General features: G+C 72.4%; 28 protein-coding genes. 11 read left to right on the forward strand and 17 right to left on the reverse strand.

Features of this window, described 5'->3' with window-relative positions; all coding sequences use genetic code 11:
• Positions 1-40 precede the first annotated feature (40 nt).
• The 3 genes from ACZ470_RS22950 to ACZ470_RS22960 form a co-directional block, all read right to left on the reverse strand.
• Entirely contained in the window at positions 41-841 is an 801-nt protein-coding gene (locus ACZ470_RS22950; protein ID WP_468429863.1) for an SAM-dependent methyltransferase, read from the reverse strand.
• Between the two features lie 102 nt (positions 842-943).
• Positions 944-1,219 carry a DUF397 domain-containing protein gene (locus ACZ470_RS22955; RefSeq protein WP_468430233.1) on the reverse strand — a complete coding sequence of 92 codons (276 nt, stop codon included), beginning with the start codon at positions 1,217-1,219 and terminating at the stop codon, positions 944-946.
• 9 nt (positions 1,220-1,228) lie between these two features.
• Entirely contained in the window at positions 1,229-2,089 is an 861-nt protein-coding gene (locus ACZ470_RS22960; protein WP_468429865.1) for a helix-turn-helix domain-containing protein, read from the reverse strand.
• 224 nt (positions 2,090-2,313) lie between these two features.
• Between ACZ470_RS22960 and ACZ470_RS22965 the strand changes: the two genes are divergently transcribed.
• The 3 genes from ACZ470_RS22965 to ACZ470_RS22975 all read left to right on the forward strand — a co-directional run bounded on the left by ACZ470_RS22965 (position 2,314) and on the right by ACZ470_RS22975 (position 4,199).
• A complete protein-coding gene (locus tag ACZ470_RS22965) occupies positions 2,314-3,051 on the forward strand; it encodes an ATP-binding protein (RefSeq protein WP_468429867.1) in 738 nt (245 codons plus the stop codon).
• Positions 3,048-3,500: a hypothetical protein gene (locus tag ACZ470_RS22970; RefSeq protein ID WP_468429869.1), complete on the forward strand. Its 453-nt coding sequence runs from the start codon at positions 3,048-3,050 to the stop codon at positions 3,498-3,500. The genes ACZ470_RS22965 and ACZ470_RS22970 overlap by 4 nt, the downstream gene beginning before the upstream one ends.
• Before the next feature lie 90 nt (positions 3,501-3,590).
• Positions 3,591-4,199: a dihydrofolate reductase family protein gene (locus ACZ470_RS22975; RefSeq protein ID WP_468429870.1), complete on the forward strand. Its 609-nt coding sequence runs from the start codon at positions 3,591-3,593 to the stop codon at positions 4,197-4,199.
• Positions 4,200-4,241: 42 nt separating this feature from the next.
• Here ACZ470_RS22975 and ACZ470_RS22980 read toward each other — a convergent pair whose 3' ends face one another.
• From ACZ470_RS22980 to ACZ470_RS22990, 3 genes are all read right to left on the reverse strand, one after another.
• On the reverse strand, positions 4,242-4,427 hold the full coding sequence (locus tag ACZ470_RS22980) for a hypothetical protein (protein ID WP_468429871.1): 186 nt from the start codon (positions 4,425-4,427) through the stop codon (positions 4,242-4,244).
• A gap of 169 nt (positions 4,428-4,596) precedes the next feature.
• Entirely contained in the window at positions 4,597-5,985 is a 1,389-nt protein-coding gene (locus ACZ470_RS22985) for an amidohydrolase (RefSeq protein WP_468429872.1), read from the reverse strand.
• A 4-nt stretch (positions 5,986-5,989) separates the two neighbouring features.
• Positions 5,990-7,846, reverse strand: coding sequence for an FUSC family protein (locus ACZ470_RS22990; protein WP_468429874.1), 1,857 nt, complete (start codon positions 7,844-7,846; stop codon positions 5,990-5,992).
• Between the two features lie 259 nt (positions 7,847-8,105).
• On the opposite strand from ACZ470_RS22990, the gene ACZ470_RS22995 reads away from it, so the two are divergent.
• Positions 8,106-9,059 (forward strand): expansin EXLX1 family cellulose-binding protein, encoded by a 954-nt coding sequence (locus tag ACZ470_RS22995; protein ID WP_468429875.1) that lies wholly within the window; start codon positions 8,106-8,108, stop codon positions 9,057-9,059.
• Positions 9,060-9,065: 6 nt separating this feature from the next.
• Here ACZ470_RS22995 and ACZ470_RS23000 read toward each other — a convergent pair whose 3' ends face one another.
• A complete protein-coding gene (locus ACZ470_RS23000) occupies positions 9,066-9,833 on the reverse strand; it encodes a nucleotidyltransferase family protein (protein WP_468429877.1) in 768 nt (255 codons plus the stop codon).
• A gap of 164 nt (positions 9,834-9,997) precedes the next feature.
• Between ACZ470_RS23000 and ACZ470_RS23005 the strand changes: the two genes are divergently transcribed.
• The gene (locus ACZ470_RS23005; protein WP_468429879.1) at positions 9,998-10,411 is read left to right on the forward strand and encodes a RidA family protein; all 414 of its coding nucleotides are present in this window, start codon (positions 9,998-10,000) and stop codon (positions 10,409-10,411) included.
• Positions 10,411-10,872, forward strand: a complete 462-nt coding sequence (locus ACZ470_RS23010) for a GNAT family N-acetyltransferase (RefSeq protein ID WP_468429881.1) — start codon at positions 10,411-10,413, stop codon at positions 10,870-10,872. Before ACZ470_RS23005 ends, ACZ470_RS23010 begins: the two co-directional genes overlap by 1 nt.
• A 31-nt stretch (positions 10,873-10,903) precedes the next feature.
• Here ACZ470_RS23010 and ACZ470_RS23015 read toward each other — a convergent pair whose 3' ends face one another.
• A complete protein-coding gene (locus ACZ470_RS23015) occupies positions 10,904-12,037 on the reverse strand; it encodes a glutathione-independent formaldehyde dehydrogenase (RefSeq protein ID WP_468429883.1) in 1,134 nt (377 codons plus the stop codon).
• Between the two features lie 144 nt (positions 12,038-12,181).
• Here ACZ470_RS23015 and ACZ470_RS23020 point away from each other — a divergent pair, with 144 nt between their 5' ends.
• Positions 12,182-12,373: a hypothetical protein gene (locus ACZ470_RS23020; protein WP_468429885.1), complete on the forward strand. Its 192-nt coding sequence runs from the start codon at positions 12,182-12,184 to the stop codon at positions 12,371-12,373.
• A 22-nt stretch (positions 12,374-12,395) separates the two neighbouring features.
• Here ACZ470_RS23020 and glpK read toward each other — a convergent pair whose 3' ends face one another.
• From glpK to ACZ470_RS23040, 4 genes are all read right to left on the reverse strand, one after another.
• Positions 12,396-13,913, reverse strand: a complete 1,518-nt coding sequence (glpK, locus tag ACZ470_RS23025) for a glycerol kinase GlpK (protein ID WP_468429887.1) — start codon at positions 13,911-13,913, stop codon at positions 12,396-12,398.
• A gap of 17 nt (positions 13,914-13,930) precedes the next feature.
• Complete coding sequence (locus tag ACZ470_RS23030; protein WP_468429889.1) at positions 13,931-14,827, reverse strand: MIP/aquaporin family protein; 897 nt, start codon at positions 14,825-14,827, stop codon at positions 13,931-13,933.
• A gap of 117 nt (positions 14,828-14,944) precedes the next feature.
• Positions 14,945-15,916 (reverse strand): prolyl aminopeptidase, encoded by a 972-nt coding sequence (gene pip / locus ACZ470_RS23035; protein ID WP_468429891.1) that lies wholly within the window; start codon positions 15,914-15,916, stop codon positions 14,945-14,947.
• A 37-nt stretch (positions 15,917-15,953) separates the two neighbouring features.
• A complete protein-coding gene (locus ACZ470_RS23040) occupies positions 15,954-16,670 on the reverse strand; it encodes a uracil-DNA glycosylase (RefSeq protein WP_468429893.1) in 717 nt (238 codons plus the stop codon).
• A 74-nt stretch (positions 16,671-16,744) separates the two neighbouring features.
• Here ACZ470_RS23040 and ACZ470_RS23045 point away from each other — a divergent pair, with 74 nt between their 5' ends.
• Positions 16,745-17,368 (forward strand): RNA-binding S4 domain-containing protein, encoded by a 624-nt coding sequence (locus ACZ470_RS23045; RefSeq protein ID WP_468429895.1) that lies wholly within the window; start codon positions 16,745-16,747, stop codon positions 17,366-17,368.
• 95 nt (positions 17,369-17,463) lie between these two features.
• On the opposite strand, the gene ACZ470_RS23050 is transcribed toward ACZ470_RS23045, so the two are convergent.
• Positions 17,464-18,150, reverse strand: a complete 687-nt coding sequence (locus ACZ470_RS23050; protein WP_468429896.1) for a class I SAM-dependent methyltransferase — start codon at positions 18,148-18,150, stop codon at positions 17,464-17,466.
• Positions 18,151-18,292: 142 nt separating this feature from the next.
• Here ACZ470_RS23050 and ACZ470_RS23055 point away from each other — a divergent pair, with 142 nt between their 5' ends.
• On the forward strand, positions 18,293-18,556 hold the full coding sequence (locus ACZ470_RS23055; protein WP_468429898.1) for a DUF6343 family protein: 264 nt from the start codon (positions 18,293-18,295) through the stop codon (positions 18,554-18,556).
• Between the two features lie 12 nt (positions 18,557-18,568).
• Here ACZ470_RS23055 and ACZ470_RS23060 read toward each other — a convergent pair whose 3' ends face one another.
• The 4 genes from ACZ470_RS23060 to rpsA form a co-directional block, all read right to left on the reverse strand.
• Entirely contained in the window at positions 18,569-18,949 is a 381-nt protein-coding gene (locus ACZ470_RS23060) for a tetratricopeptide repeat protein (protein WP_468429900.1), read from the reverse strand.
• Positions 18,950-18,999: 50 nt separating this feature from the next.
• Positions 19,000-19,614 carry a dephospho-CoA kinase gene (gene coaE, locus ACZ470_RS23065; protein ID WP_468429901.1) on the reverse strand — a complete coding sequence of 205 codons (615 nt, stop codon included), beginning with the start codon at positions 19,612-19,614 and terminating at the stop codon, positions 19,000-19,002.
• A 133-nt stretch (positions 19,615-19,747) separates the two neighbouring features.
• Positions 19,748-20,686 (reverse strand): PAC2 family protein, encoded by a 939-nt coding sequence (locus ACZ470_RS23070; RefSeq protein WP_468429903.1) that lies wholly within the window; start codon positions 20,684-20,686, stop codon positions 19,748-19,750.
• A gap of 317 nt (positions 20,687-21,003) precedes the next feature.
• Positions 21,004-22,497, reverse strand: coding sequence for a 30S ribosomal protein S1 (rpsA, locus tag ACZ470_RS23075; protein ID WP_361030119.1), 1,494 nt, complete (start codon positions 22,495-22,497; stop codon positions 21,004-21,006).
• 336 nt (positions 22,498-22,833) lie between these two features.
• On the opposite strand from rpsA, the gene ACZ470_RS23080 reads away from it, so the two are divergent.
• Together ACZ470_RS23080 and ACZ470_RS23085 are read left to right on the forward strand one after the other, a co-directional pair.
• Complete coding sequence (locus tag ACZ470_RS23080) at positions 22,834-23,679, forward strand: class I SAM-dependent methyltransferase (RefSeq protein ID WP_468430235.1); 846 nt, start codon at positions 22,834-22,836, stop codon at positions 23,677-23,679.
• Positions 23,680-23,683: 4 nt separating this feature from the next.
• On the forward strand, positions 23,684-26,440 hold the full coding sequence (locus ACZ470_RS23085) for an ATP-dependent RNA helicase (RefSeq protein WP_468429906.1): 2,757 nt from the start codon (positions 23,684-23,686) through the stop codon (positions 26,438-26,440).
• Positions 26,441-26,459 lie beyond the last annotated feature (19 nt).

Below are 26,459 nucleotides of genomic sequence, written 5' to 3' on the forward strand. Positions count from 1 at the left end.
GAACACAGGACCCCGGGAGGTCCCACCACTCCGGCGGGGGTTACGGCTTGCGGGCCACCGCGCCGTAGCCCGGGATCACGCCGTCGTCCTGGCCCGGCACCGGATCGCCGAGCTCCGGGTGCCACTGCTGGGGCACCTGGACGCCGGGGTCGACCAGTTCCAGCCCGTCGAAGAAGCGGGCGAACTCCTCTCGGGAGCGCAGGGCCAGCGTGACACCCGCGGCCTTGAGCTTGTCCGTCGCGGCCTTCGAGTCCTCGGGAGTGAAGTCGGACGTCGCGTGGGTGACGACCAGGTGGCTCCCGGACGGCAGCGCGTCCACCAGCCGCCCGACCAGCTCGTGCGCCCCGTCCTCGTCGGAGACGAAGTGCAGCAGCGCGATGAGCGACAGCGCGACCGGCTCGCCGAAGTCGAGGATCTTCCGCGCACCCTCCAGGATGACGTCCGGTTCCCGCACGTCGGCCTGGAGGTACTCGGTCACCCCCTCGTCCGTGCCCCGCAGCAGCGCCGCCGCGTGGGCCAGCACGATGGGGTCGTTGTCGCAGTACACGACACGGGCGTCGGGCGCGATCCCCTGCGCCACCTGGTGCAGATTGGGCTCGGTGGGGATGCCGGTCCCGATGTCGAGGAACTGGCGTATCCCCTGGCCCGCGAGCCACCGGGTGGCCCGCTGCATGAACGCGCGGTTCACCCGCGCCATCACCGGGACCCGCGGATCGAGGGCCAGCATCTGCCGGCCCATGGCCTCGTCGACCGGGTAGTTGTCCTTGCCTCCGAGGTACCAGTCGTACATCCGCGCGGGGTGCGGCCTGCTCGTGTCGATCTCGGGGTGCTGCCCGGTCATGACGGACTCCATAAGTCTCTGCAACTGTTAGTGATCAAGTTCAGTGCCAAGCCAGAAGGGATGAAGCAAACAAGTCGAAGCGGACAACAGAGGCAACAGACCTCAGGACAGAAGGAAATCCGCCTCTCCCGCCTTGGCCCCCTCGATGAAGGCCGTCATCTCGGCGGAGGTGTAGATCAACGCGGGCCCGTCCGGGTCGGTGGACTGACGCACCGCGATCCGTCCGTCGTCGAGCTTCATCGCCTCCAGGCAGTTCCCTCCGTTGCCGCCGCTCCACGGCTTGTGCCAGCCCTCGCTGCCCAGCTCCCGCGCGGGCATGCCGTTGTAGATCCGCCCGGTGTGGACCCGCCGCTGGGGCAGGGGCTTCAGGGCATTCATGAGTTCCATTCACAGCTCCTTGCGGAGATCCCGGAGGATCTCCTTCGTGCGATGTGCCGTAGCGGCCTGCGCCGCCATGCGGTCCATGACCTCGAGGTGGGTCGCCACCTCGGCACGCGCGTCCAGATAGACCGCGCCGGTCAGGTACTCGCTGTAGACCATGTCCGGCAGTTCGGGCATGGCGAATCGGAACAGCACGAACGGCCCGTACGTGCCGGGGTGCGGCCCGCCGTCGAACGTCGCGATCTGCAGGGTCACGTTGGGCAGCTTCGTGGCCTCGAGCAACTTGTCGATCTGTCCACGCATCACCTCCGGGCCGCCGACCCGGCGGCGGAGCGCTGTCTCGTCCATGACGACCCACATGCGGGGCGCGTCCTCACGGGTGAGCAGTTCCTGCCGTTGCATGCGCAGATCGACGTGGCGCTCGATGTCCTCGGGCCGGGTCTGCCCTATGGCACCGGAGCGCAGTACGCCGCGCGCGTAGTCCTCGGTCTGGAGCAGCCCGGGGACGAAGTGGGGTTCGTAGCTGCGGATGAGGGAGGCCGCGCCCTCCAGGCTGACGTACATGGAGAACCAGCCGGGCAGGATGTCGTGGAAGCGCTGCCACCATCCGGGGCGGTTGGCGTCCTCCGCCAGCTGGACGAAGGCGTCGGCCTCCTCGTCGGAGACGCCGTACGCCTTCAGCAGCATCTGGAGGTACGGGATCTTGAGCGCGACCTCGGCCATCTCCATGCGGCGGACGGTGGCGGGTGCGACGCGGAGTATGCGGGCCGCTTCCTCACGCTTGAGCCCCGCGCGTTCCCGCAGGTCCAGCAGGCGCCGGCCGAGGACGACCTGTCCGACCGTCGGCGCGGACCGGGGTTCGCTCACACTCCACCTCCCTCGAACAAATCCTGACAGCCCGGCGGCGCCATTCGAAGATCTTTTCGAAGACTCTTCATGTCCGAACGTGTATTCGAACAAATCTTCGGCGATCCCAACTGGCGCCGCGCGAGGTGCTGTTGCGAGCAGTGTGCCACGACCATCCAGACCGTCACACCGCACTCTGCATTTTTCAGAGTGACACTTGCCAAGTTGTTCACGGCGGGGCGATAGTGGCAAGCGTGATTCCGTCCGCGCCCTTAGGAACAGACGCCGCCGCAGGCTCCATCGGCCTCGGCGCCGCCTCGGCATCCGCCCCTTCGGGGGCCGCTGTCGAGCGCCGGTTCCGTTTCGAACTGGCCGCTCATCCGGGTTCCCCCGCTCAGGCAAGACGCCTGACGAGGGCACGGTTGACCGGCTGGTCGGTGTGCGAGGACACCTGCGACACGGCGGCCCTGGTCGTCTCCGAACTGGTCACCAACGCCATCGTGCACACCGCGAGCAGCCACATAGTCTGCGAGCTGCACGACGGTGGCGATCTGGTGCGCATAGCCGTGCGCGACGAGGGTTGCGCGCCCGGCCAGCCGCGGGCGAACACCCGGCAGCAGCCGGAGGAGGAGCACGGGAGGGGACTGCTCCTCGTCGACGCCCTGTGTCACTCGTGGGGCGCCCACGAGAACGGCCCCGGACTAATGGTCTGGGCGGATCTCCCCCGCACGGCGGATCTCCCCGGCACCACGCCCCCCGTGCACACCACCGCGGAACCCACCGGCGATCCCACCGACGACCTGGGCTGGGGCGCCCGCCCGAAGCCCGGCCCGACCGGCACCCCGGCCGACGACGACACCGACGAGGCCGAGCAGTCGCACCGGCCCACGGCGCCCTCGTCGCAGCACCCGGCGCCCCCGTCACAGCGCCTCCCGCTCCCCCCGAACCAGCGCGCCCCCCGCACAGCCTGGGGCCGGGCGTGACAGCCACCCCCGGCGCCCGTGTGCTGAGCCTGGACTCGCTGGTCCGGATCCAACGCGGCCGGCGCGCCCCCGGCACCCCCCGGCGGCTGCCCGTCCCCGACGGCATGACCGCGCCCATGGGCTGCGACGCGGTGGCGGTACCCGCCCGCTTCGGCCCGCTGGTGCTGCCCCGGCTGCCCCGCGTGGGCTGTGTCTACGCCGATGACGCGCACTGGTGGTGGCTGGTCCCGTCCGACTCCGACTACGCCCTGGAGTGGCCCGCCCCCGCGCGGTACGCCGCCGGCGCGGTCCTCCCCGACCTCCCGGACGCCTCCGGCGCCCCGGACCTCCCCGGGCTGATCCACCGCCCCGACGGCACGCTCCCCTATACGCCGCCGATACCGCTCTATCTGGCGCTGTGCCGCCTGACCGGCACCACCCCGACCTGGTCCCGTCCGGTCATCGCGTAGCCGACGGGCCGCCACGGCGTCATGCTGGGTCTGTTTCCCCCGTCGCCCGACGGGAGGCCCACGGCGAGGGCCGTGCCGCGAGGAGGACGCATGGGCAGGGTGGTCTGCGACATCACGATCTCGGCCGACGGGTACTCGGCCGGGCACCACCAGACCGAGGAACGCCCGTTCGGCGACGACGGCGGCGACGGCTCGGGTGACGCGCTGCACGCCTGGATGTTCGAGACGCCCGACGAGAACCGTGCCGAGATCGACCGGATGGCCGCCGCCCGGGCCTTCGTCATGGGGCGCAACATGTTCGGCCCCGTCCGCGGCCCGTGGGACCGCCAGTGGAACGGCTGGTGGGGCGACGAGCCGCCGTTCCACGCCCCGGTCTATGTGCTCACCCACCACGCCCGCGCCCCGCAGCCGATGGACGGCGGCACCACGTACTACTTCGTCACCGACGGAATCGAGTCGGCGCTGGCCCAGGCACGCGCGGCGGCGGGCGACGGCGACGTCGCGGTCCAGGGCGGGGCGAACACGATCAACCAGTACCTCACCGCCGGCCTGATCGACGAGCTGCGGCTGCACATCGTGCCGTTCACGCTCGGGTCCGGCACGCGACTGTTCGAGGGCGTTCCGCCGCTGAGGTTCGAGCAGGTGACGTCGCGGGCGGCCGGTCTGGTCACGCATGTGACCTACCGCGTGGTCTCCTGATCCGGACGGGACCCGGAGGTCATCAGGGCGGAACCGGGAGGGTCACGCCGTCGCGTCACCCCCGCCGCCGTCCCCGCGGACGATCACCAGGAACGTGTCGGTCGCGAGGTCCATGACAACCTCGGCGGGCAGGCCCTCCAGGCGTCGCGCGTGCGCGAACTCCTCCGCCGGCCAGGAACCGCGCGGTCCACCTGCGGGAAAGCGTTCGAGCACCGTTCGCCCGTTCACCCTGCCACCTCCATGCTGCGTTGTACTCGTAGAGTTAAACGCCAACCATGGGGCGAACGCCCTGTCCGGTGACGGTACTGAGACGTAGTTGACATCCGTTCACCGCCAAGTGTGAGCGGGCTCTCAGCTTTCCGGAGTAATCCGTCACCTTCCGTATTTAGTTGTCGCACTAATCGTATTGGCCCTGACGACGGACCCTCTCGTATTCCTGGATCCGCCGTCCGTGGCTCCGGTCGACGAGCGCGGGCAGCCGCTCCTCCAGTTCGCGCACCACTTCGGGCACGTCGATGGTGAGCAGTTCCCGGTCGCGCATGAGGATCCGGCCGTCGACGATCGTCGTGCGGACGTCGGCGGCGCGGGCGCTGTGCACCAGGGTCGCGGCGAGGTCGTGCACGGGCTGGGTGTGCGGGCCGGTGAGGTCGACGAGGACGATGTCGGCCCGCCGCCCGGGAGCGATGGTGCCGACGCTGTCGCCGAGGCCGACGGCGCGGGCGCTCTGCACGGTGGCGTGGTGCAGGGCCTGGCGGGAGGTCAGCAGGCGGGGGTCGCCCTCCGTCGACTTCTGGATCAGGGAGGTGAGTGCCATCGACTCCCACACGTCGAGGGAGTTGTTGGAGGCCGCGCCGTCCGTGGCGAGTCCGACCGGGACGCCGATGTCGCGCAGGGCGCGGACGGGTGTGGTGTCGGGCCAGGCGAACTTGAGGTAGCCGCGGGGCGCGGTGGCCACGGCGGTACGGCCGCCGGCGCGCTCCAGCAGTGGCAGATCGCTCTCGACGATGCCGGTGCCGTGGGCGATGAGGACGTCCGTGTCGAGGATGCCGGTGCGGTCCAGGATCCCGATGGGGGTGACGCCGTGCCGGGCGAGGGCGGCCTCGGTCTGGTCGCGGTTCTCGGCGGCGTGCAGGTGCACGGGCAGCCCGTGCTCGTGGGCCAGCCGCGCGGTGGCGGTGAGGTCGGCGTCGTCGACGGTGTAGGGGGCGTGCGGGGCGAGGGCGGTGGTAATGCGGCCGTCGGCGGATCCCCGGTGCCGCAGCGCGAACTCCAGCGACCGCTCCCGCCCCTCGGGCCCCTGCGAGGAGAAGAACGCCTCCCCGAGCAGCGCCCGCATCCCGCACTCGGCGACCACGGCGGCGACCGCGTCCATGGCGAAGTAGTGGTCGGCGAAGCAGGTGACCCCGCCCCGGATCATCTCGGCGCAGGCGAGCCGTGCCCCCAGTTCGACGTCCCGTGCGGTGAGGTTGGACTCGACCGGCCAGATGACGTCGTTGAACCACTCCTCGATCGGCAGGTCCTCGGCGAGGCCGCGCAGGGCGACCATCGGGGCGTGCGTGTGGCAGTTGATCAGGCCGGGCAGGGCGACCTGGCCCCGGGCGTCGATCCGCTCGGCGGCCGCCCGCCCCGCGACCGCCTCCGCGCTGGTCACCTCGGCGACGGCACCGTCGCGTACGACGATGGCCGCGTCCCGGGTGAACCCGATCCGTTCCCGGTCGTCGTGCGTGAGGACGGTGCATCCGGTGATCACGATGTCGGCGGGGCTCTCCGTGGCAGCGGGCGTCATCCCGTCAACGTACGACGTGTTCGCGGGCCGGGTTGAGCCGAACCGCGATATCCCCGCGCGCCCTCACCCGGTCCGCGAGTTCGGCCAGCCGCTGGAGGTGCCGCGGGTCGGGGCGGCCGGTGTCGTCGAGGTGGACGGCGCAGGCGGTGGTGGTGTCGACGAGGAGTTCGAGGGTGGCGGCGACGTCGTCGGTGCCGTCGGCGTGCCGGGCGAGCGGCGGGAGCTCCGCGGAGGCGAGGGCGATGGCGGCGCGGGCCTCGCCGAGGGTGCGGTAGGCCTCGCGGCGCAGCGCCCAGCGGGTCTCGCGGTCGGCGGACCCGCCGAGCACGTGGTCGAGGTAGGCCTGGGCGGCGCCGCCCGCTTCGGCGAGCCGGGCACGGATGGCGTCACCGCGTTGTCCGGGCAGCGGGAGGTGCCCGGCGATCAGGACGACGGCGCAGGCCAGCAGGGTCTCGGCGATCCGGCCGACGGAGGCCTGGGGTTCGCCGCCGGCCATCACCAGGGCGAGCACGAGCACGGTGACGACGGCGGTCTGCGCGGCGAAGTGCCGGGTGGCGACGGGGATCAGCGCACCGCTGACGGCGACCAGTGCGACGAGTCCTTCCGGACGGGGCAGTACGGCCGCGAACCCGGCGAACAGGAGCGCCCCGAGCACGGTTCCGGCGGCCCGGGACAGCACCCGGGAGGCGAGCGGCCCGAGGTCGGGCTTGACGAGGAAGACGGCCGTGGCGGGCAGCCAGTACCAGTGGGTGTGCGCCCCGTACCAGTGGGTGTGGTGCAGGGCCTGGGCGAGGGCGGCGCTCGCCCCGAAGCAGAGGGCGACCCGCATCCCGTACTCCCGGCCCCGCGCGCCGAGGAGGGTGCGCAGCCGGGCGGCGCGGGACCGCCTGCGGGCGTGCAGGTCGCCGCCGTCGGCCCGGTCGAAGGCCTCGGCGGCCCGCAGCAGCGCGTCGTCGAGGGCGCGCAGCGCGGGAACGGTCCGGGAGGGGGCGGGCAGCGGTCCGGTGGGGGTGGCGCCGCGTACGGCGGCGGCGAGACGCCGGGGCCCTTCGGAGGCACGGGCGGGTACCGCCTCCCCCGCCCAGGCCAGCGCGGTCGCGGCCTCCGCGAGCGGCAGGGCGGCGGCGTACTGGGCGTGCAGCCGGCGCTCGGCCGAGGAGGAGGCGTAGCGCCGCAGCCGGGGCCCGGCGAGGGCGTCCTGTGCCTGGTCCAGGGCGGCGGTGAGCGCGGCCCGTCGTACGGTGGCCGTCTTCGAGCCGGTGGCGTCGAGCAGCGCGGCGACGGCGTCGTACACCCCGGCGACGGCGTCCCGCTCCCCGTCGAACCGGAAGTCCCCGGCGAGCGATCCGGGCGTGGGCAGCGCGAGCCGCATCAGGAGCAGCCATCCGGCACCGGCGAGGAAGCCGAGCGCCCGCTGCCAGCCCGGCTCGGGCAGCGGCATCCCGGCCCCGACGGCGGCCCCGACCAGCAGCTGCGTGCCCACGGAGGATCCCACGGGCCCCAGCGCGCTGACGGCGCCGGCGACCAGACCGAGCCCGGTCAGCAGCAGGGTGAGCGGTACGGCCGGGAGGTGGTCACCGGCGTACGTCCCGACGACCAGCCCGGCCGCCCCCGCGAGCGCGGGCCCGCCGATCCGCCCGACGGAGGCACGCCTGCTGCCGGGTCGGTCGTTGATCCCCGCGAACATGGCACCGATCGCGGCGACGACACCGAGCGTGGGCCGCCCGGCGAGGACGGCCGCGAGCAGCAGCGGCCCGCCGCCCAGCGCACCCCGCACGACGGCGCTCCACGGCACCGGTCCGCGCTGGGCGCGCAGGGCATGGGCCAGCCACGGGGGTACGGCGGGGGCGGGGCGGGTCACAGGGCTCCAGTCGTCGCGTCGGGGCGGGCGTGCTCGCGGGCGACGGTGACCGGGCGAAAGGAAGGTGCCTCTCACGGTAATCGGTCTCGTGGGAGAGAAGCGAACGTCCGTGTTTCCGGTGGATGAAACCGGTGCCGTGCCGCCCCGCCCCGCCGGCCCCCGGCAGAACCGTCCGGGAGTTCCGGCGGCAACCTTTCCGGCGGCCGTGACGACCACCGGTCGGAAACGCGCGTTCTCCGAACCACGTAAGGACTCATCCGTGGCATCCCCCTCCCATCGCCGCCCCCGGGGCAAGCGGCGCGGCGTCCTGGTCCCGGCCGTCGCCGTGGCCGCCGCCGGGCTTCTCACCGCGCTGGTCGTCGTCCTCACGCCCGGCGACGGGTCCGACGCCGGACGGAACACGGCCGCGGCGGCGTCGGCCACCGGCGCCGACGTCCGGACGGGCGTCCCGCCCACGGCCACCGGGCGGACGCCGACGGCGAGGCCGTCCACGGCGTCGCCGACCGCCCCCGAGCCCTCCCCGACGACCGCCTCGGCCCGCCCGTCGCGCGAGAGCACCACCTCCGCCCCGCGCCCGGCCTCCGGCGGGGCACCGTCGGCCGGGCGGATCCGGCCCGGAGTGACCTACAGCGGAGTCGCCACCCACTACGACGCCGGGGACGGCGACGGCGCCTGTCTGTACGGTCCGAGCCCCGACGTCATGATCGCGGCGATGAACACCACCGACTACGAGACGTCGAAGGCGTGCGGCGCGTACGTCCTCGTCCGCGCGGCCGACGGTGCCTCCGTGACGGTCCGCATCACCAACGAGTGCCCCTCGCCCTGCGCGCCGGGCCAGCTCGATCTGAGCAAGGAGGCCTTCGCCGAGCTGGCCGGACTGTCCGCCGGGCGGATCCCCATCACCTGGAGCCTGCTCAGTCCCGACACGTCCGGCACCGTCTCGGTCCGCTACAAGACCGGATCCAGCAGTCACTGGTGCGGCGTCCAGGCCATCGGCCACCGCAACCCGCTGGCCCGGTTGGAGGTCCGCACCGGATCCCGATGGCGTGCGCTGACCCGGACCGAGTACAACTACTTCCTCTCCCCCGACGGCACCGGGTGCGGCGGCGCCCTCCGGCTGACCGACATCTATGGGGAGCGGCTCACCGTCGACGGCATCGCCGTACGGCCGGACGTCGTCCAGCCGACGCGCGTCCAGTTCGCCCGGCACTGACCGCCGTCAGCGCGCCACCGCCGCGAACAGCGCCTCGGCCTCGGTGACGGCGGCGGTGAGCGACTCCGGCGTGGCGCGTGTTCCGGCGATGATGTCGTCCACGCCCCGGAGGCCCGCGCGGTGCAGCAGCCCCTTCTCGTTGGTCACCCACTCCCCGCGGGCCGCCAGCACCGCGTGCGCGGTGCAGGTCGCGGCCACGGCCACGGCGCCGGCGACCTGGGTGAGGGCCCCCTTGGGGGCGTGGCCGGCCTTCGCGTAGGCGAGGGTGGCGGCGGCGACGCCGGACCAGCGGGGCGGGGCGCTCTCGCGGAGCGCCGGCGGGTAGGTGTCCGGGCGGGGGACCTCGCCCCGGAGTGCCCGGTTGACGGCGAGTTCGGCGACGATCAGGTAGGTCGGGATGCCGGCCAGGTGGAACATCAGCGGCTCGACGCGGAAGCGGCCCGCTTCCGCCTCCGCCAGTTCGTGCTCGGCGCTGTCGAGGTCGCGGTAGTGGACGTCGACCCGGCGCCCGTCGATGGTCAGCCACGCGCCGCCGTTGAAGACGCCGCCGCCCCAGCCGCCGATCTCGGAGACCTCGCCCTCCCAGCCGACCGCGCGCAGGTCGTCCGGGTCGAAGGAACCCCGGTAGTGAATCGCCAGGTCCCAGTCGCTGTCGGGCCGGTGCGTGCCCTGGGCGCGCGAGCCGCCGAGGGTGACGGCCCGGACACCGGGGAGGGCGGCGAGGCGGTCGGCCGTACGGTCGAGGAAGTCCTGGTCCGAGAGGGCGGACGGCACGGCGAACTCCTGGTGGTCGACGGTGGGCGGGGGCCATCGGGCAGGGTACGGAGCCGGCCGGGGAGGGTCGAGCGAAATATGGATGCGGTGGCTCGCCGTGTCGCGCAGGATCGGGACGTCGTACCCCTCCCCCGTGGAGCCCCCTCCCGTAGATCGGAGTCCGTGTGATCCGCCGCGTCACCGTCCCCAGTCTCTTCCCTCCGCCCACCTACTCCCACGCCTCCGTCGTCGAGGCGGGCACCAGGCTGGCGTTTCTCGCCGGGTCGGTTCCGCTGGACGCCGACGGGAAGCTGGTCGGCGAGGGGGACCCGGTGCGCCAGGCCCGGCAGGTGATCGCCAACCTGGAGGAACAACTGCGGGCGGTGGGCAGCGACTTGGGTCACGTCGTCGCGACGGACGTGTACGTCGTGAGTGGCGAGCCTCCGGTGCTCTCCGCCGTGTGGGACGTGGTCGAGGCGTCCGGGCTGAGCACGGGCCCTCACTCGTCGACCCTGATCGGTGTGGCCTGTCTGGGATACGCGGGGCAGCTCGTGGAGATCACGGCGACGGCGGTCGTACCGGACGCCGGGGACGCGTGATGACGGGCGACCGGGCGGTGAGTCTGCGCCGGGCCCTGCCCTCCGACGCCGAGGCCGCGGCCGATGTCTGGCTGCGGTCGTTCGCCGCCGCGCTGCCGGGCGTGGTCCGGCCCCGGTCCGACGACGAGGTCCGGGACTACTTCCGGCACGTGCTCGTCCCCGTGCGTGAGACCTGGGTGGCGGAAGCGGCGGGCGGAGGCCTGGTCGGTGTGATGGCGTTGGAGGGCGAGGAGCTGGAACAGCTGTATCTCGCCCCCGAGTGGCGCGGTCACGGGATCGGTGACCGGTTCGTCGCCCTGGCCAAGGAACGCAGCCCCGCGGGGCTCTCCCTGTGGACCTTCCAGGTCAACGCTCCCGCGCACCGCTTCTACGAGCGGCACGGCTTCACGGCCGTGCGGTGGACGGACGGCAGCGGGAACGAGGAGCGGGAGCCGGACGTCCGGTACGTGTGGCGGCCGTAGGTTCTGTGTGGCGGCCGTAGTGGCGGCCGGGCTACGGGTGGAGTACGACCTTGGTGTAGCCCTCGATCCGCTTGTCGAACTTGTCGTAGGCCGACGCCGCCTGGTCCAGGGGCAGTTCGTGGGAGACCACGAAGCTGGGCTTGGCCCTGCCCTCGATGATCATGTCGCGCAGCTGCCGGTTGTAGCGCTTCACGTTGCACTGCCCCGTCCCCACACGCAGGCCCTTCTCGAAGAGCTTGCCGATCGCGACGAGGAGCATGCCCTGCTTGGCCTGCTCGTCCGGGCCTCCGGGGTCGGAGGGGACGTAGAGACCGGGCACGCCGAGCGCTCCGGTGGCCCGGACCGTGCTGACGAGCGAGTTCAGGACCGTCGCCGGCTCCTCGCGGTCCGTGCCGCCCTTCGTCGCCTGGTAGCCGACGGCGTCGACGCCCTTGTCCGTGCCGACACCCTCGGTCTGCTCCTTGATCTGCTCGGCCGGGTCGCCCTCGGCGAAGTTGATCGGGATCGCGCCGATCTCCTCGGCCTTCTGGAGCCGCTCGGCCACCCGGTCCACGGAGAACACCTTCTTCGCGCCCCGCAGCAGGGCCGAGTAGGCGGCCATGAGGCCGACCGGCCCCGCGCCGTACACGGCGACGCTCTCGCCGGGGCGGACCTGGGCGAGTTCACAGCCGTGGTAGCCGGTGGGGAAGATGTCGGCGAGCAGGATGAAGTCGGTCTCGTGCTCCTGTCCCGGCGGCAGTTTCAGGCAGTTGAAGTCGGCGTAGGGGACACGCAGGTATTCCGCCTGGCCGCCCTTCCAGGGACCCATGGCGACATAGCCGTAGGCGCCGCCCGGAAAACCGGGATTGACGGTCAGACAGTAACCGGTGAATCCCTCGGCGCAGTTGCGGCAGAATCCGCAGGCGACGTTGAAGGGCATGACCACGCGGTCGCCCTTCTTCAGCGAGGTGACGCCCTGGCCGACCTCCTCGATGATTCCCATGTTCTCGTGACCGAAGACGATGCCGGGCTCGGCCGCGGTGCGCCCCTCGTACATATGCAGATCGGAGCCGCATATCGCGGTGGAACTGATCCGCACGATCACATCGTTCGGGTGCTGGATGTCGGGCTTCTCGACGTCTTCGACCGCGACACTGAACGGTCCCTTGTACACGACGGCCTTCATGACTGCGACCTCCGCTCGACGGCGCGACTTCGGGTGACTCATCTCTCATGGTTCCGCGCTCTCACTGGACGGGCAAACCGGTAATCTCCGGACCCAGGGGGCAAACCTGTCCGGTGTCGAACCGAGAGCGAGAAGAGGCGGGAAATGGCAGCACAGAGACTGGGCACTCTGCTGGTCCCGGTGCCGGGGCTTTCCGGCACCGTTTACCCGCCGGGAACGACCGTCACGGTCCGTGGTCGAGGCTCCTCCGTCGACGCCTTCGTCAACGGTGACTGGCTCGCCCTGTCGTGGTGGGAGTTCTCCGACGGTCTTCGCGAGGACATCGCCGACCGCTGAGGTACGGAGGTCCGAGGGCGGCTCAGGTGACCTTGACCCAGTCCAGGGTGCGTTCCACGGCACGCTTCCAGTCCTGGTAGCCGCCCTGGCGCCGCTCCTCGCTCCATTCCGGGTTCCAGCGCTTCGACTCCTGCCAGTGGGAGCGCAGCTCGTCGGTGTCGCGCCAGAAGCCGACGGCGAGCCCGGCGGCGTAGGCGGCGCCCAGCGCGGTGGTCTCGGCGACCACCGGACGGCTGACCGGGACGCCCAGCACATCGGCCTGGATCTGCATGCACAGATCGTTCGCGGTCACACCGCCGTCGACCTTGAGCACGTCCAGGTGCACACCCGAGTCCTGCTCCATGGCCTCGACCACGTCTCGGCTCTGGTAGCAGATGGCCTCCAGCGTGGCCCGTGCGATGTGGGCGCCGGTGTTGTAGCGGGCCAGCCCGACCATGGCGCCCCGCGCGTCGGAGCGCCAGTACGGGGCGAAGAGGCCGGAGAAGGCGGGGACGAAGTACATCCCGCCGTTGTCGTCCACCTGGCGGGCCAGCTGCTCGCTGTCCGGGGCGCTGCCGATGATCTTCAGCTGGTCGCGCAGCCACTGCACGGCCGCGCCGGTGACGGCGATCGACCCCTCCAGCGCGTACACCGCGGGGCCGCCGGCGAACTGGTAGGCCACCGTCGTCAGCAGCCCGTGCCGCGAACGCACCAGCTCCGTCCCGGTGTTGAGCACCAGGAAGTTGCCGGTGCCATAGGTGTTCTTGGCCTCGCCCGGGGAGAAGCAGACCTGGCCGACGGTCGCCGCGTGCTGGTCGCCGAGCACGCCGGTGATCGGGACGGCGGCGCTCAGCGGCCGGGACGTGCGGGCCGTCCCGTACGCCTCGGGGTCGGACGAGGGGTGGATGGACGGCAGCATCGCGCGGGGGATGCCGAAGATGTCCAGCAGCTCGTCGTCCCAGTCGAGGGTCTCCAGGTTCATCAACATGGTGCGGCTGGCGTTGGTCACATCGGTGGCGTGCACCCCGCCGTTGGGCCCGCCGGTGAGGTTCCACAGCACCCAGGCGTCCGTGTTGCCGAACAGGGCGTGGCCCGCCTCCGCGGCCGCCCGCAGTCCGTCCACGTTCTCCATCAGCCACTTGATCTTGCCGCCGGAGAAGTAGGTGGCCGGCGGCAGACCGGCCTTGTGGCGGATGACGTCGCCGTGGCCGTCGCGTTCGAGGGCGGCGGCGATGCTGTCGGTGCGGGTGTCCTGCCACACGATGGCGTTGTAGTACGGGCGCCCGGTGCGCGGGTCCCAGACCACCGTCGTCTCACGCTGGTTGGTGATGCCGATGGCCCGCAGGTCGGTGGCGGTCAGTCCGCCGTCCCGGAGGGCGTTCTGGATCACGGTGTTGGTGCGCTCCCAGATCTCCACCGGGTCGTGCTCCACCCAGCCCGAACGCGGCAGGATCTGCTGGTGTTCGAGCTGGTGCCTGGCCACTTCGTTCCCGGAGTGGTCGAAGATCATGAAGCGCGTGCTGGTGGTTCCCTGGTCCACGGCGCCGACGAATTCGGGCATCGTTGCCACCTCCTGTGTTACGAGGGTTCTTCGGTGGCCGGGCCCTGTTCGGCCTCCCTGGCCCTGGCCTTGAGCACGGGGCTGATGAGCAGGTCGTACACAAGGACCCCGAGGACCGCGCCGATGAGCGGGCCGACGATGGGAATCCACCAGTATCCGCTGAACCATCCGAACGACCCCGGCAGGGCGATCGATCCCCAGCCCTCGAAGAACGTGAACAGCCGGGGGCCGAAGTCTCGCGCGGGATTGATCGCGTATCCGGCGTTGGTGCCGAAGGTCAGGCCGATGACGACGACCACCAGGCCGATGATGAACGGGTGGAGATTCGACATCGGAGCGACGTTCCGGGTGTCGATGAGCGCGCAGATCAGCAGGAGCAGAATTCCGGTTCCGACGATCTGGTCGAGCAGCGGGCCCCACCAGGAATCCCCGAAGTATTCGGCGGGGAACGTGGCGAAGATGGAGTAGGTCGCCAGCGATTCGTCGCGCGGAAGACCGGCCTGGGCGTTGGACGCGTCGATGGCCCATCGGTAGCAGGCGTAGACGAGTGCGGCGCCGGCGAATGCGCCCACGACCTGGGCCAGCCAGTAGGGCAGCACCTTCCGCCAGGGGAAGTCCCCTCGTACGGCGAAGGCCAGGGTCACGGCGGGATTGATATGGGCGCCGCTGACACCGCCGGCCACATAGACGCCGAACACCACGGCGAGGCCCCAGCCCCACGCGATGATGAGCCAGTTGGCGGGCCCGAATTCCACGACCTGCCGGCCCGAGCCGGGAAGTCCGACCACGGCCACGGCCACCGATCCGATGCCGAGCAGAAGCAGGACGAACGTCCCCAGGAATTCGGCGAGCATCTCTCCGCCGACGCCTTCTCGATATCCACGTCGACGTGGAGCTGCAATGCGTTCAGCCATCGGCTCTCCTCGGCAGGAATGGCGCGGCCCTCCCCTTATCGGAAGCGTAGGTGGGGGGTTGGGATCATGCCTGTCGAGGAACGGAATTCCCTCCCATGGAGCAAGGCGGGACGGCGTTCAGCCGCGGCGGCGCGCGTACCGGTCCGTCGCCGCCACCAGTGCGTCGTCGCCGATGTCGCCCGCGTCGTGGCCGGAATCGTCCACGATCGTCAACTCGCTGTCCGGCCAGGCATGGTGGAGGCGCCACACGATGCCGAGGAGGTTGCCGAAGTCGAGGCTGCCCTGGACGAGGGTGCCGGGGATGCCCTCGAGGAGATGGGCGTCGCGGAGGACGACTCCCTCGTCGTTGTCCTCGCCGCCGCCGAGGAAGTGGTCGTTGCCCCAGTAGTGGGTGACGGTACGGGCGAAGCCCATGCGGAACACCGGGTCCTGGAAGCGCGCGACCGAGCCCGGGGGCGCGGGGATCGTCGCCGTCTCCCAGTCGGTCCAGTCCTTCGCGGCGCGTTCCCGGACCTCCGGGTCGGGTGACTCCAGCAGCCTGTTGTACGCGGCGGCGAGGTTGCCGTCGCGCTCGTCGGCGGGCAGTCCGGCGAGGAACCGCTCGTGGGCCTCGGGGAAGACGGTGCCCAAGCCGCGGGTGAGGAGGCCGACTTCGCGGTTGGAGCCGGTGGCCACGCCGGTCAGCACCAGTTCGGAGACCACCCCGGGGTGGGTCTGCGCGTACCGCAGGCCGAGCACCGATCCCCAGGACACGCCCCACACCAGCCACCGCTCGATGCCGAGGTGGGTGCGGAGCCGCTCCAGGTCGTCCATGAGGTGGGCGGTCGTGTTGACGCTCATGTCGGTGGCGTGGTCGCTCGCGGGGGGTGTGGAGCGTCCGGCGCCGCGCTGGTCGAGCAGCACGATGCGGTAGGCGGCGGGGTCGAAGTAGCGGCGGAGGTTGGGGCCGGCACTGGAGCCCGGCCCGCCGTGCAGCACCACCGCGGGCTTGCCCCGTGGGTTGCCGCTGGTCTCCCAGTACACGCGGTTGCCGTCACCGACGTCGAGCATGCCGTGGTCGTACGGTTCGATCTCCGGATATCTGCCCATCGCGACAACCTAGTGGTGCCGGCGGGGGCGGATCATCTCATTTCCGCGTGGGCAGCCCCGCCGCGTCGGCCGCCGTGCGCAGCACGTCCCGGAGCATCTCGGGGGTGAGGCGGCCGGTGAAGGTGTTGCGCTGGCTGACGTGGAAACAGCCGAAGAGATGGAGGCCGGGCCCGTCCGGCGCGTCCAGCGTGACATGGGCGCCGTGGGCGAAGGCGGGGCGGGGCCGGGGCACGGTCCAGCCGGCCTCGGCGAACGCGGGCAGCGCGGCCTGCCAGCCGAAGGCCCCCAGCACCAGCGCGGCCCGCACCGTCGGCCGCAGCAGCCGCAGCTCCCGCACCAGCCAGGGCCGGCACGCGTCCCGCTCCCCTGGGGTGGGCTTGTTGGCGGGCGGGGCGCAGTGCACGGGCGCGGTGACGCGTACGCCGTACAGCTCCAGGCCGTCCCCGGTGCGCACGGAGGTCGGCTGTGAGGCGAGTCCCACGTCGTACAACGCCCCGTACAGCACGTCTCCGGAACGGTCGCCGGTGAACATCCGCCCCGTACGGTTCCCGCCGTGCGCGGCCGGTGCCAGCCCGACGATCAGCAGCCGGGCGTCCGACGGCCCGAAACCCGGCACCGGCCTCCCCCAGTACGTCCAGTCCGCGAACGCGGCCCGCTTGGTCCTGGCGACCTCTTCCCGCCACTCGACCAGCCGGGGGCAGGCGCGGCAGCCGGCGATGCGCCGGTCGAGCAGGTTGAGGCCACGGGGGTCCATGGCTCCACGGTAGGTGTTCGGGGCGGCGGAAAACCCCGCACCACCGGCCGGGCCCGGGAGTTAAGGTCGGGACCATGGCTTCTGAGAGTGCCGAGGACCCGAAGGTCGCCGCCGCCGTGGCCGCCGCCGAGGCGGCCGGGCCGCAGAGTGGTGAGTCCGTGCGCGTCGACAGCTGGATCTGGTCGGTGCGGCTGGTCAAGACGCGGTCGCTCGGCGCCGCCGCCTGCAAGGGCGGGCATGTCCGGGTGAACGGCGAGCGTGTGAAGCCCTCGCACTCCGTGCGCGTCGGTGACGAGGTGCGGCTGCGGGCCGAGACGCGGGAGCGAATCGTCGTCGTCAAGCGGCTGATCCGCAAGCGGGTCGGCGCCCCGGTGGCCGTCCAGTGCTACATCGACAACTCCCCGCCGCCCCCGCCCCGCGAGGCCGTCGCCCCGGCCGGCATCCGCGACCGAGGCACGGGCCGCCCGACGAAACGCGACCGCCGCGACATGGAACGGCTGCGCGGGCTGGGAGCGCCGGGCGCCTTCGGACCGCCGGTAGGGCCGGGCGGACTCGGCGCACCGGGGGGACCGGGTGGCTCGGGCGGCCGGGGGCGCGCCGGTGACCTGGACGCCGGGCCCGGCGGAACCGGCGGGCGTGGTGGGTCCGGCGGGCGCAAGGGCCGTGGCAAGGGCTCCGGTGGTGCGGCCCGTCCATGAGTGCTGCGGCCCGTCCATGAGCGGACGGTGTCCCCGCGCACCGCGGGAGGCGACCCGTACGGCGACGTCCGCTCGTCCGCGGCGGCCCCGCGTGCTCAGGCCCCGGCCACCGGGACCGCCCTCACCCACACCCTGTCCGGTGTCAGGTACCGGTCCACTCCCAGGCCCGCCTCCCCCAGGGCCTCCTCGAACTGTTCCCTGGTCAGCGGGCGGGAACGGAACGTCTGGGTCCAGGTCGCGTCCGGGAACACGTACTCCGCGTGAACCGAGTCGACGCCGTCGCCGACCGGCTCCGTCGACACGATCCGCACGGTGAAGCCGGCCGGGTCCACCCGCTCGCGCGGCACATTGCTGTGGTAGTCCTCGCCCTCCCGCTGGATCAGCACGCACCCGCCTCGCGCCAGATGCCGTACACAGGTGCGCAGCATCCCGCGCCGCACCTCCTCGTCCCCCGTGTGCACCAGGAAGGAGGCGAGGAGCACCACGTCGAACGTCTCGGCCAGGTCGAGCCGCTCTATCGCCGCGCGTATCGTCCGCGCCCCGCGCACCCGCTCCAGCATCTCGGCGGACTCGTCGACCGCCGTGACGTCGAAGCCGCGCTCCAGCAGCGCGTGCGTCATCCGTCCGACGCCGCTGCCCAGCTCCAGGACCCGCGCCCCCGCCGGTACCGCGGCGGCGATGATGTCCGGCTCGTCCCCGACGGGCAGCCGCGAGTACAGCTCCACCGCGCAGCCGTCCGGGGTGATCGCCCCGGGACCCGTCCCCTCGTACCCCTCACGCATTTTCAGCTCCATGCCCATCCAACGGACCGCCTCCGCACGCCCGTTCCCCACCGGCCGAGCTTCACCCGACCGAGTGACGCGAGGTCCTCGTACGGGGAACCCGGGAGGCAAGCGACCCGCGCGGACGGAAGTGGTGATCGTGATGCGTACGGGCAGTGAACCGACGACCGCGCGCAGTGCTCTGCGGATGCGGTTCTGGCTGAGCGTGTGGGGCGTGTTCTGGTCGGTGTCCGCGACGGTGGCGTTCGCGCTCGCGGGTCACCCCGGCTGGGCGCTCGCCTGCGGGCTGCTGTGGCTGCTGATCACGGTCGACCTGGTCGTCGTGCTCCGGCACATCCGCCAGGGGCCGCACTACCAGCCGGGGCCCGGCGTCCCGCCGTACCAGCCGCCGAGGAACCCGCCGTAGCGCGGCCGGCGGTCAGCCGTCGAAGCGCGCGGCCTTCAGGTACTCCGGGTTCGGGTCCAGCGCCGCCGCCAGCCGGAAGTGGCGCTTGGCCGGGTGGGGACGGCCCTGCCGCTGGTAGGTGCGGGCGAGCGCGAAGTGGGCGAACGCGTTGTCCGGCTCGCGCTCCAGGACGAGGGAGAACTCCAGCTCGGCGGGGCGCAGCTGCGCCGCCGCGAAGAACGCCCGCGCGCGCAGCAGCCGCGCGGCCGTGTTCTCCGGGTGGACGTCGATGACGCCGTCGAGGAGTTTCACCGCGCCCCGCGGGTCCCGGGAGGCAAGCAGGTGCTCGGCGGCGCGGAAGTCGATGACATGCGTTTCCGGCGTACGTCCGGTCGAACCGCTGGTCTCGGGCACGGCGGAATCCTTCCCTCACTGAACGGGTTCAACGCCCCGTCCGGCGCCCTCTATTCCGGAGGGGACTGCCGGGACGCCCGGTGCGCGAGCTCCGACCACACGTCCTTGACCCGCTGCTCCAGCTCGGCGAGCGGCACGTCGTTGTCGATGACGATGTCCGCGATCTCCCGGCGCTGTTCGCGGGTGGCCTGGGCGGCCATCCGCGCACGTGCGTCCTCCGCTGTCATGCCGCGCCGCCCCACGAGCCGGTCGAGCTGGGTCTCCGGGCTCGCGTCGACGACGATCACGAGGTCGTAGAGGGGTGCGAGGCCGTTCTCCGTGAGGAGGGGGACGTCGTGGACGACCACCGCGTCCTCGGCGGCGGCCTGCTCCAGCTCGCGGGAGCGGGCACCCACCAGGGGGTGGACGATCGAGTTGAGGACGGCCAGCTTCTCCGGGTCGGCGAAGACGATGGAGCCCAGCTTGGGCCGGTCGAGGGCGCCGTCCGCGGTGAGGACCTCCTCGCCGAAGGCGTCCACGACCGCCGCCAGGCCGGGCGTACCCGGCTCGACGACCTCGCGCGCGATGCGGTCCGCGTCGATCAGTACGGCCCCGCACTCCACGAGCAGCCGCGACACCTCGCTCTTGCCGGCACCGATACCACCGGTCAGGCCCACTGTCAGCATGGACAGCAGCCTATAGGGGGTGCCGTTTGGATCTTGCCGGGGTCGCGTCGGCTGACAAGGCGCCGCCACCTGGAGCCGGCCTGATCCAAACGACACCCCCTAGGGGTGTCCACGGCTCCCGGTCCGGAGGGCGTCAGTTGTCGCCCTCCCGCTCCGCCAGGAAGCGCTCGAACTCGCGGCCGATCTCGTCCGCCGACGGGATCTCCACCGGCTCGGCGAGCATGTTGCCCCGGGTCTCCGCGCCCGCGGCGGCGTCGTACTGGTGCTCGAGGCCCTGGACGAGGGCGGTGAGTTCCTCGTCGCCCTCCTGGATCTGGCGGTCGATCTCCGTCTGGGTGCGGTGGGCGTCGGTGCGCAGGGCGTGCGCGACGCCGGGCAGCACCAGTCCCGTCGCGGCCGTGATGGCCTCCAGGGCGGTCAGTGCCGCGTCCGGGTACGGGGAGCGGGCGATGTAGTGCGGCACGTGCGTCGCGACGCCCAGGACGTCGTGCCCGGCCTGCATGAGCCGGTACTCGACGAGCGCCTCGGCGCTGCCCGGCACCTGTGCCTCGTCGAAGGCGCTGCTGGTCACCGGGACGAGGTCGGTGCGGTTGCCGTGCGGGGTGATGCCGACGGGGCGGGTGTGCGGGACGCCCATCGGGATGCCGTGGAAGTTCACCGACAGGCGCACGCCGAGGCGCTCCACGATCTGCCGCACGGCGGCGGCGAAGCGCTCCCACTCCACGTCCGGCTCGGGCCCGGAGAGCAGCAGGAAGGGCGCTCCCGTGGCGTCCTGGACGAGGCGCACCTCGATGGCGGGCACGTCGTAGTCGCTCCACCGGTCGCGGGTGAAGGTGAGCAGCGGGCGGCGGGCGCGGTAGTCGACGAGCCGGTCGTGGTCGAACCGGGCGACGACCTGGTGGGGCAGCGAGTCGAGCAGCCGGTCGACGATCTGGTCCCCGGTCTCCCCCGCGTCGATGTATCCGTCGAAGTGGTAGAGCATGACAAGTCCGGCCGACTCCTGGGCCAGCGCCATGTCGACGACGCTCAGCCCCTTCGGCTCCCAGGCGTACAAACCCTGCGGATCAAGCACAGTGACCGCTCCTCCTCGTGTTCGTACAACACAACGTGGCACGCGGCACCGACATTCCCCGCCCGGACCAACGCCCCCGTGACAGGAGGGCGCACCTTCTCACCCGGGGCGCCGGCAACTCCCCAGGGGCGCGGGGAACTGCGCGCCGAGCCCCCACCGGCCCGCAGGCGACCCACAACCCCTCAGGGGCGCGGGGAACCGCGCAAGACCCCCACCGCCCCGCAGCCGCCCCACAACCCCGGAGGGGGACAGCACTGAGGGGCCGCACCTCAAAAGGTACGGCCCCTCAGTCAACGGCTAAGCGTCAGCGCAGAGCGTCAGCTCTGCCCACCCGCCAGCTTCTCCCGCAGAGCGGCCAGCGCCTCGTCCGAGGCCAGCGCGCCGGACTGGTCGCCACCCTCGGAGGAGTACGAACCGCCACCGGACGCGGCCGGAGCGGCGGCCTCGCCACCCTCGGCAGCGGCCTGGGCGTCCGCCTCGCGGGACTTGATGACCTGCGCCTGGTGCTGCTCGAAGCGCTGCTGCGCCTCGGCGTACTGGCGCTCCCACTCCTCGCGCTGCTTCTCGTAGCCCTCGAGCCAGTCGTTGGTCTCGGGGTCGAAGCCCTCGGGGTAGATGTAGTTGCCCTGGTCGTCGTAGGACGCGGCCATGCCGTACAGGGTCGGGTCGAACTCGACCGCCGACGGGTCGGCACCGAAGGACTCGTTGGCCTGCTTCAGCGAGAGGCTGATGCGACGGCGCTCGAGGTCGATGTCGATGACCTTGACGAAGATCTCGTCGTTGACCTGGACGACCTGCTCCGGGATCTCCACGTGGCGCTCGGCCAGCTCGGAGATGTGGACCAGACCCTCGATGCCCTCGTCCACGCGGACGAACGCACCGAACGGAACCAGCTTCGTGACCTTGCCGGGCACGACCTGGCCGATCTGGTGGGTGCGGGCGAACTGCTGCCACGGGTCTTCCTGGGTCGCCTTCAGCGACAGGGAGACGCGCTCGCGGTCCATGTCCACGTCGAGGACCTCGACGGTGACTTCCTGGCCGACCTCGACAACCTCGGACGGGTGGTCGATGTGCTTCCAGGAGAGCTCGGAGACGTGGACCAGACCGTCGACGCCACCCAGGTCCACGAAGGCACCGAAGTTGACGATCGAGGAGACGACGCCGGAACGGACCTGACCCTTCTGGAGGGTGGTGAGGAACGTCTGGCGGACCTCGGACTGGGTCTGCTCCAGCCAGGCACGGCGGGACAGGACCACGTTGTTGCGGTTCTTGTCCAGCTCGATGATCTTCGCCTCGAGCTCCTTGCCCACGTAGGGCTGGAGGTCGCGGACACGGCGCATCTCGACCAGGGAGGCCGGGAGGAAGCCGCGGAGGCCGATGTCGAGGATGAGACCACCCTTGACGACCTCGATGACGGTACCGGTAACGATGCCGTCCTCTTCCTTGATCTTCTCGATGGTGCCCCAGGCACGCTCGTACTGGGCGCGCTTCTTCGAGAGGATCAGGCGGCCTTCCTTGTCCTCCTTCTGGAGGACCAGGGCCTCGATCTCGTCGCCGACGGCGACGACCTCGTTCGGGTCGACGTCGTGCTTGATCGAGAGCTCGCGGCTCGGGATGACACCTTCGGTCTTGTAACCGATGTCGAGCAGGACCTCGTCCCGGTCGACCTTCACGATGACGCCGTCGACGATGTCGCCGTCGTTGAAGTACTTGATCGTCTCGTCGATCGCTGCGAGGAATGCTTCCTCGTTACCGATGTCGTTGACCGCTACCTGCGGGGTGGTGGCGGTGGTCTCGGTGCTGCTCGTCATGTGGGAAAGGGCTCCGGTACGGACATTGAAGTCGTAGGTACTGCTACGCCGGAGCCCGTTTCGCTCTGCAGAAGCCGGACAGCCAAGGAAGCGCCTCACCAGAAACTGGTGATGGCGCCTCGAGAACCGAGGGGACATACAACAGATGCGAGCGCAGCCTGCTACGTCTGAGGTGCGCAGGCCCGCAGCGCAACTTGTAGCATACGGGGGCAGCCGGGCAGGGTCAATGCGCGAAGCCGCCCACCCGGGGCGGATCGCCGCATAACCGGCACAACTGCCGTCCCCCGAGGCCACGCAGGGGCCTTGAGACCCCTTCGGCGACACGCCGGGGACCGGCTGGTTGGACGGAAGAGTACGACGAGGGAGCCCATCATCCAAGAGCCCGAAGCGCCCGAACCGGAGGCGACCCGGCGGCAGGCCGGTGTCACGGAGAGCTCCCGCGCCAACCGGGGCTGGTGGGACCGCAACGCGGACGAGTACCAGATCGAGCACGGCACGTTCCTCGGCGACGACCGCTTCGTGTGGGGGCCCGAGGGACTGGACGAGGTGGAGGCGGAGCTGCTCGGCCCGCCGGAGGAGCTGAAGGGGCGGGACGTCCTGGAGCTGGGCGCCGGCGCGGCGCAGTGCTCGCGCTGGCTGGCCGCGCAGGGAGCCCGTCCGGTGGCGCTGGACATCTCGCACCGGCAGTTGCAGCACGCGCTGCGGATCGGCGGGCCGTTCCCGCTGGTGTGCGCGGACGCGGGCGCGCTGCCCTTCGCGGACGGGTCCTTCGACCTGGCCTGCTCGGCGTACGGGGCGCTGCCCTTCGTGGCCGACCCGCGGCTGGTGCTGCGCGAGGTGCGGCGGGTGCTGCGGCCCGGCGGGCGGCTGGTGTTCTCGGTGACGCATCCGATCCGCTGGGCGTTCCCGGACGAGCCGGGCCCGGAGGGGCTGAGCGTGTCCGCGTCGTACTTCGACCGCACGCCCTACGTCGAGCAGGACGAGGAGGGCCGCGCGGTGTACGTGGAGCACCACAGGACGCTCGGCGACCGGGTGCGGGACGTCGTCGCCTCCGGTTTCCGGCTGGTGGACCTGGTGGAGCCGGAGTGGCCGGCCTGGAACACCTCCGAGTGGGGCGGCTGGTCCCCGCTGCGCGGGAATCTGATCCCGGGGACGGCGGTCTTCGTGTGCGTACGGGACTGAGTGCGTGATCCGTCACGACGCGCTGGACGCCCTTCCCGTACGCGATGCCCTGCCCGGGCTGGCCGACGCGCTCGACGCGCACGGCACCGCGGTGCTGGTCGCGCCGCCCGGAACCGGTAAGACGACCCTCGTGCCGCTGGCGCTGGCCGGGCTGCTCGGGGACGGGCCCGCGCGGCGCGTGGTGGTCGCCGAGCCGCGGCGGATCGCGGCCCGCGCGGCGGCACGGCGGATGGCGTGGCTGCTCGGCGAGCGGGTCGGCGGGTCCGTCGGCTTCACCGTGCGCGGGGAGCGGTCGGTCGGGCGGCACACGCGCGTGGAGGTCGTCACGACCGGTGTGCTCCTTCATCGGTTGCAGCGCGACCAGGAGCTGGCCGGGGTGGACGTGGTGGTGCTCGACGAGTGCCACGAGCGGCATCTGGACGCGGACACGGCGGCGGCGTTCCTGTGGGACGTGCGCGAGACGCTGCGCCCGGAGCTGCGGCTGGTGGCCGCGTCGGCGACGACGGACGCGGAGGGCTGGGCGCGGCTGCTGGGGGACGCGCCGGTGGTCGAGGCGCGCGGTGCCGCGTTCCCGGTGGAGGTGGTGTGGGCGCCGCCCGCGCGCCCGGTACGGCCGCCGCACGGGATGCGGGTCGATCCGGCGCTGCTGACGCATGTGGCGTCGGTGGTGCGGCGGGCGCTGGCCGACCGCGACGGCGACGTGCTGGCGTTCCTGCCCGGGGTCGGCGAGATCGCCCGGGTGGCCGGGCAGCTCGGGGACCTCGGGGGTGTCGACGTGCTCCAGGTGCACGGGCGGGCGCCGGCGGCCGTGCAGGACGCGGTGCTGTCCGTCGGGGAGCGGCGGCGGGTGGTGCTGGCGACCTCGGTCGCGGAGTCGTCGCTGACGGTTCCCGGAGTGCGGGTGGTCGTGGACTCGGGGCTCGCTCGGGAGCCGCGTGTGGACCACGCGCGGGGGCTGAGCGCGCTGGCGACGGTACGGGCCTCCCGCGCGGCGGGGCGGCAGCGGGCGGGGCGGGCCGGGCGCGAGGCGCCGGGTGCGGTGTACCGCTGCTGGGCGGAGGCGGAGGACGCGCGGCTGCCGCGGTTCCCGTCCCCCGAGATCAAGGTGGCGGACCTGACGGCGTTCGCGCTCCAGGCGGCCTGCTGGGGCGATCCGGACGCCTCAGGTCTGGCCCTCCTGGACCCCCCGCCGGGCGGCGCGATGTCCGCGGCCCGGGCCGTGCTGACGGCGATCGGTGCGGTGGGACCCGACGGGCGTGCCACTGAGCGGGGGGCGCGGCTGGCGCGGCTGGGCCTGCACCCCCGGCTGGGCCGCGCCCTGACGGACGCGGCGCCGGTGGTGGGCCCGGACCTCGCCGCCGAGGTGGTCGCCCTGCTCTCGGAGGAGCCTCCGCGCGACTACGGCGACGACCTCGCCGGTGCGCTGCGCGCCGCCCGGCGCGGCGGCGACGCGTACGCCACCCGCTGGCGCGCGGAGGCCCGCCGCCTCCACCGCCTGACGCCCGAGCCAGCCGACGGCACCGCGCGGGGCACCGCGCCAACGCCGACGGCCGGGTCCGGCGCCGGGGCCGGGCCCGGGGCACCGCTCACCGCGCGGGACGCCGGGGCGGCGTCGGTGGGTGGCTCCGACACCGAGGCCGTGTCCAGGACACCGCTCAGCGCGTCGGGACCCGACGACACGGCGGAGGGCGGCTTCCCGGCACCAGGGCGGGGCTCGAGCGCCGCGGCCGGTGAGCGCGCCCTCGGCCGCGTGGCACGAGGCGCCTCTGCCACGCCGGGCAGCGACGGGGAGGACGGTCGGGTCGGGCTCGTCGTGGCGCTTGCCTTTCCGGAGCGGGTGGCTCGCGTGGAGGGGGGTTCTTGTCTGATGGTGGGCGGGACCCGGGCCGAGGTGGCGGCGGGGTCCGGGTTGCGCGGGGCGGAGTGGGTCGCCGTCGCCGTGGCCGACCGGCCGTTGGGGCGGGGGCACGCGCGCGTGCTGCTCGGGGCCGCTGTCGACGAGGGGATCGCACGGTCCGCGGCGGGTGCGCTGCTGGAGCACCGTGAGGAGGTGTCGTGGGCCGACGGGGACGTCGTCGCGCGGCGCGTCAAACGGCTCGGGGCGGTGGAGCTGGCCGTGCGGCCGCACACCGGCGCCGACCCCGCGCGGATACGGGCCGCGCTCCTCGACGGGCTGCGGCAGGAGGGGTTCGGGCTGCTGCGCTGGCCGGCCGGGGCGGTCGTGCTGCGGCAGCGGCTGGCGTTCCTGCACGGCCGGCTCGGTGAGCCGTGGCCCGATGTCTCGGACGAGGCGCTGCACGCCCGCGTGGAGGAGTGGCTGGAGCCGGAGCTGAGCCGTGCCCGGCGGCGGGCCGATCTCTCGCGGATCGACGCCGAGCAGGCGCTCGGGCGGCTGCTGCCCTGGGCCTCCGGAGAGGCCGCGCGGCTCGACGAGCTGGCTCCCGAGCGGTTCACCGTGCCCAGTGGGTCCGGAATCCGGATCGACTACTCCGACCCGGAGCAGCCGGTGCTGGCAGTGAAGCTCCAGGAGATGTTCGGGCTCCAGGAGTCACCGCGGGTGGCCGGGGTGCCCCTGCTGGTGCATCTGCTGTCCCCGGCCGGGCGGCCCGCCGCCGTGACCGCCGACCTCGCCTCCTTCTGGCGGGACGGCTACCGGGGCGTACGGGCCGAACTGCGCGGCCGCTACCCCAAGCACCCCTGGCCGGAGGATCCGGCCACCGCCGAGCCGACCCGGCACACCAACGCGCGGCTCAGGCGGTGATCCGTTCCTTCCGGTTCCG

It is taken from the genome of Streptomyces sp. NPDC031111 (assembly GCF_055570675.1).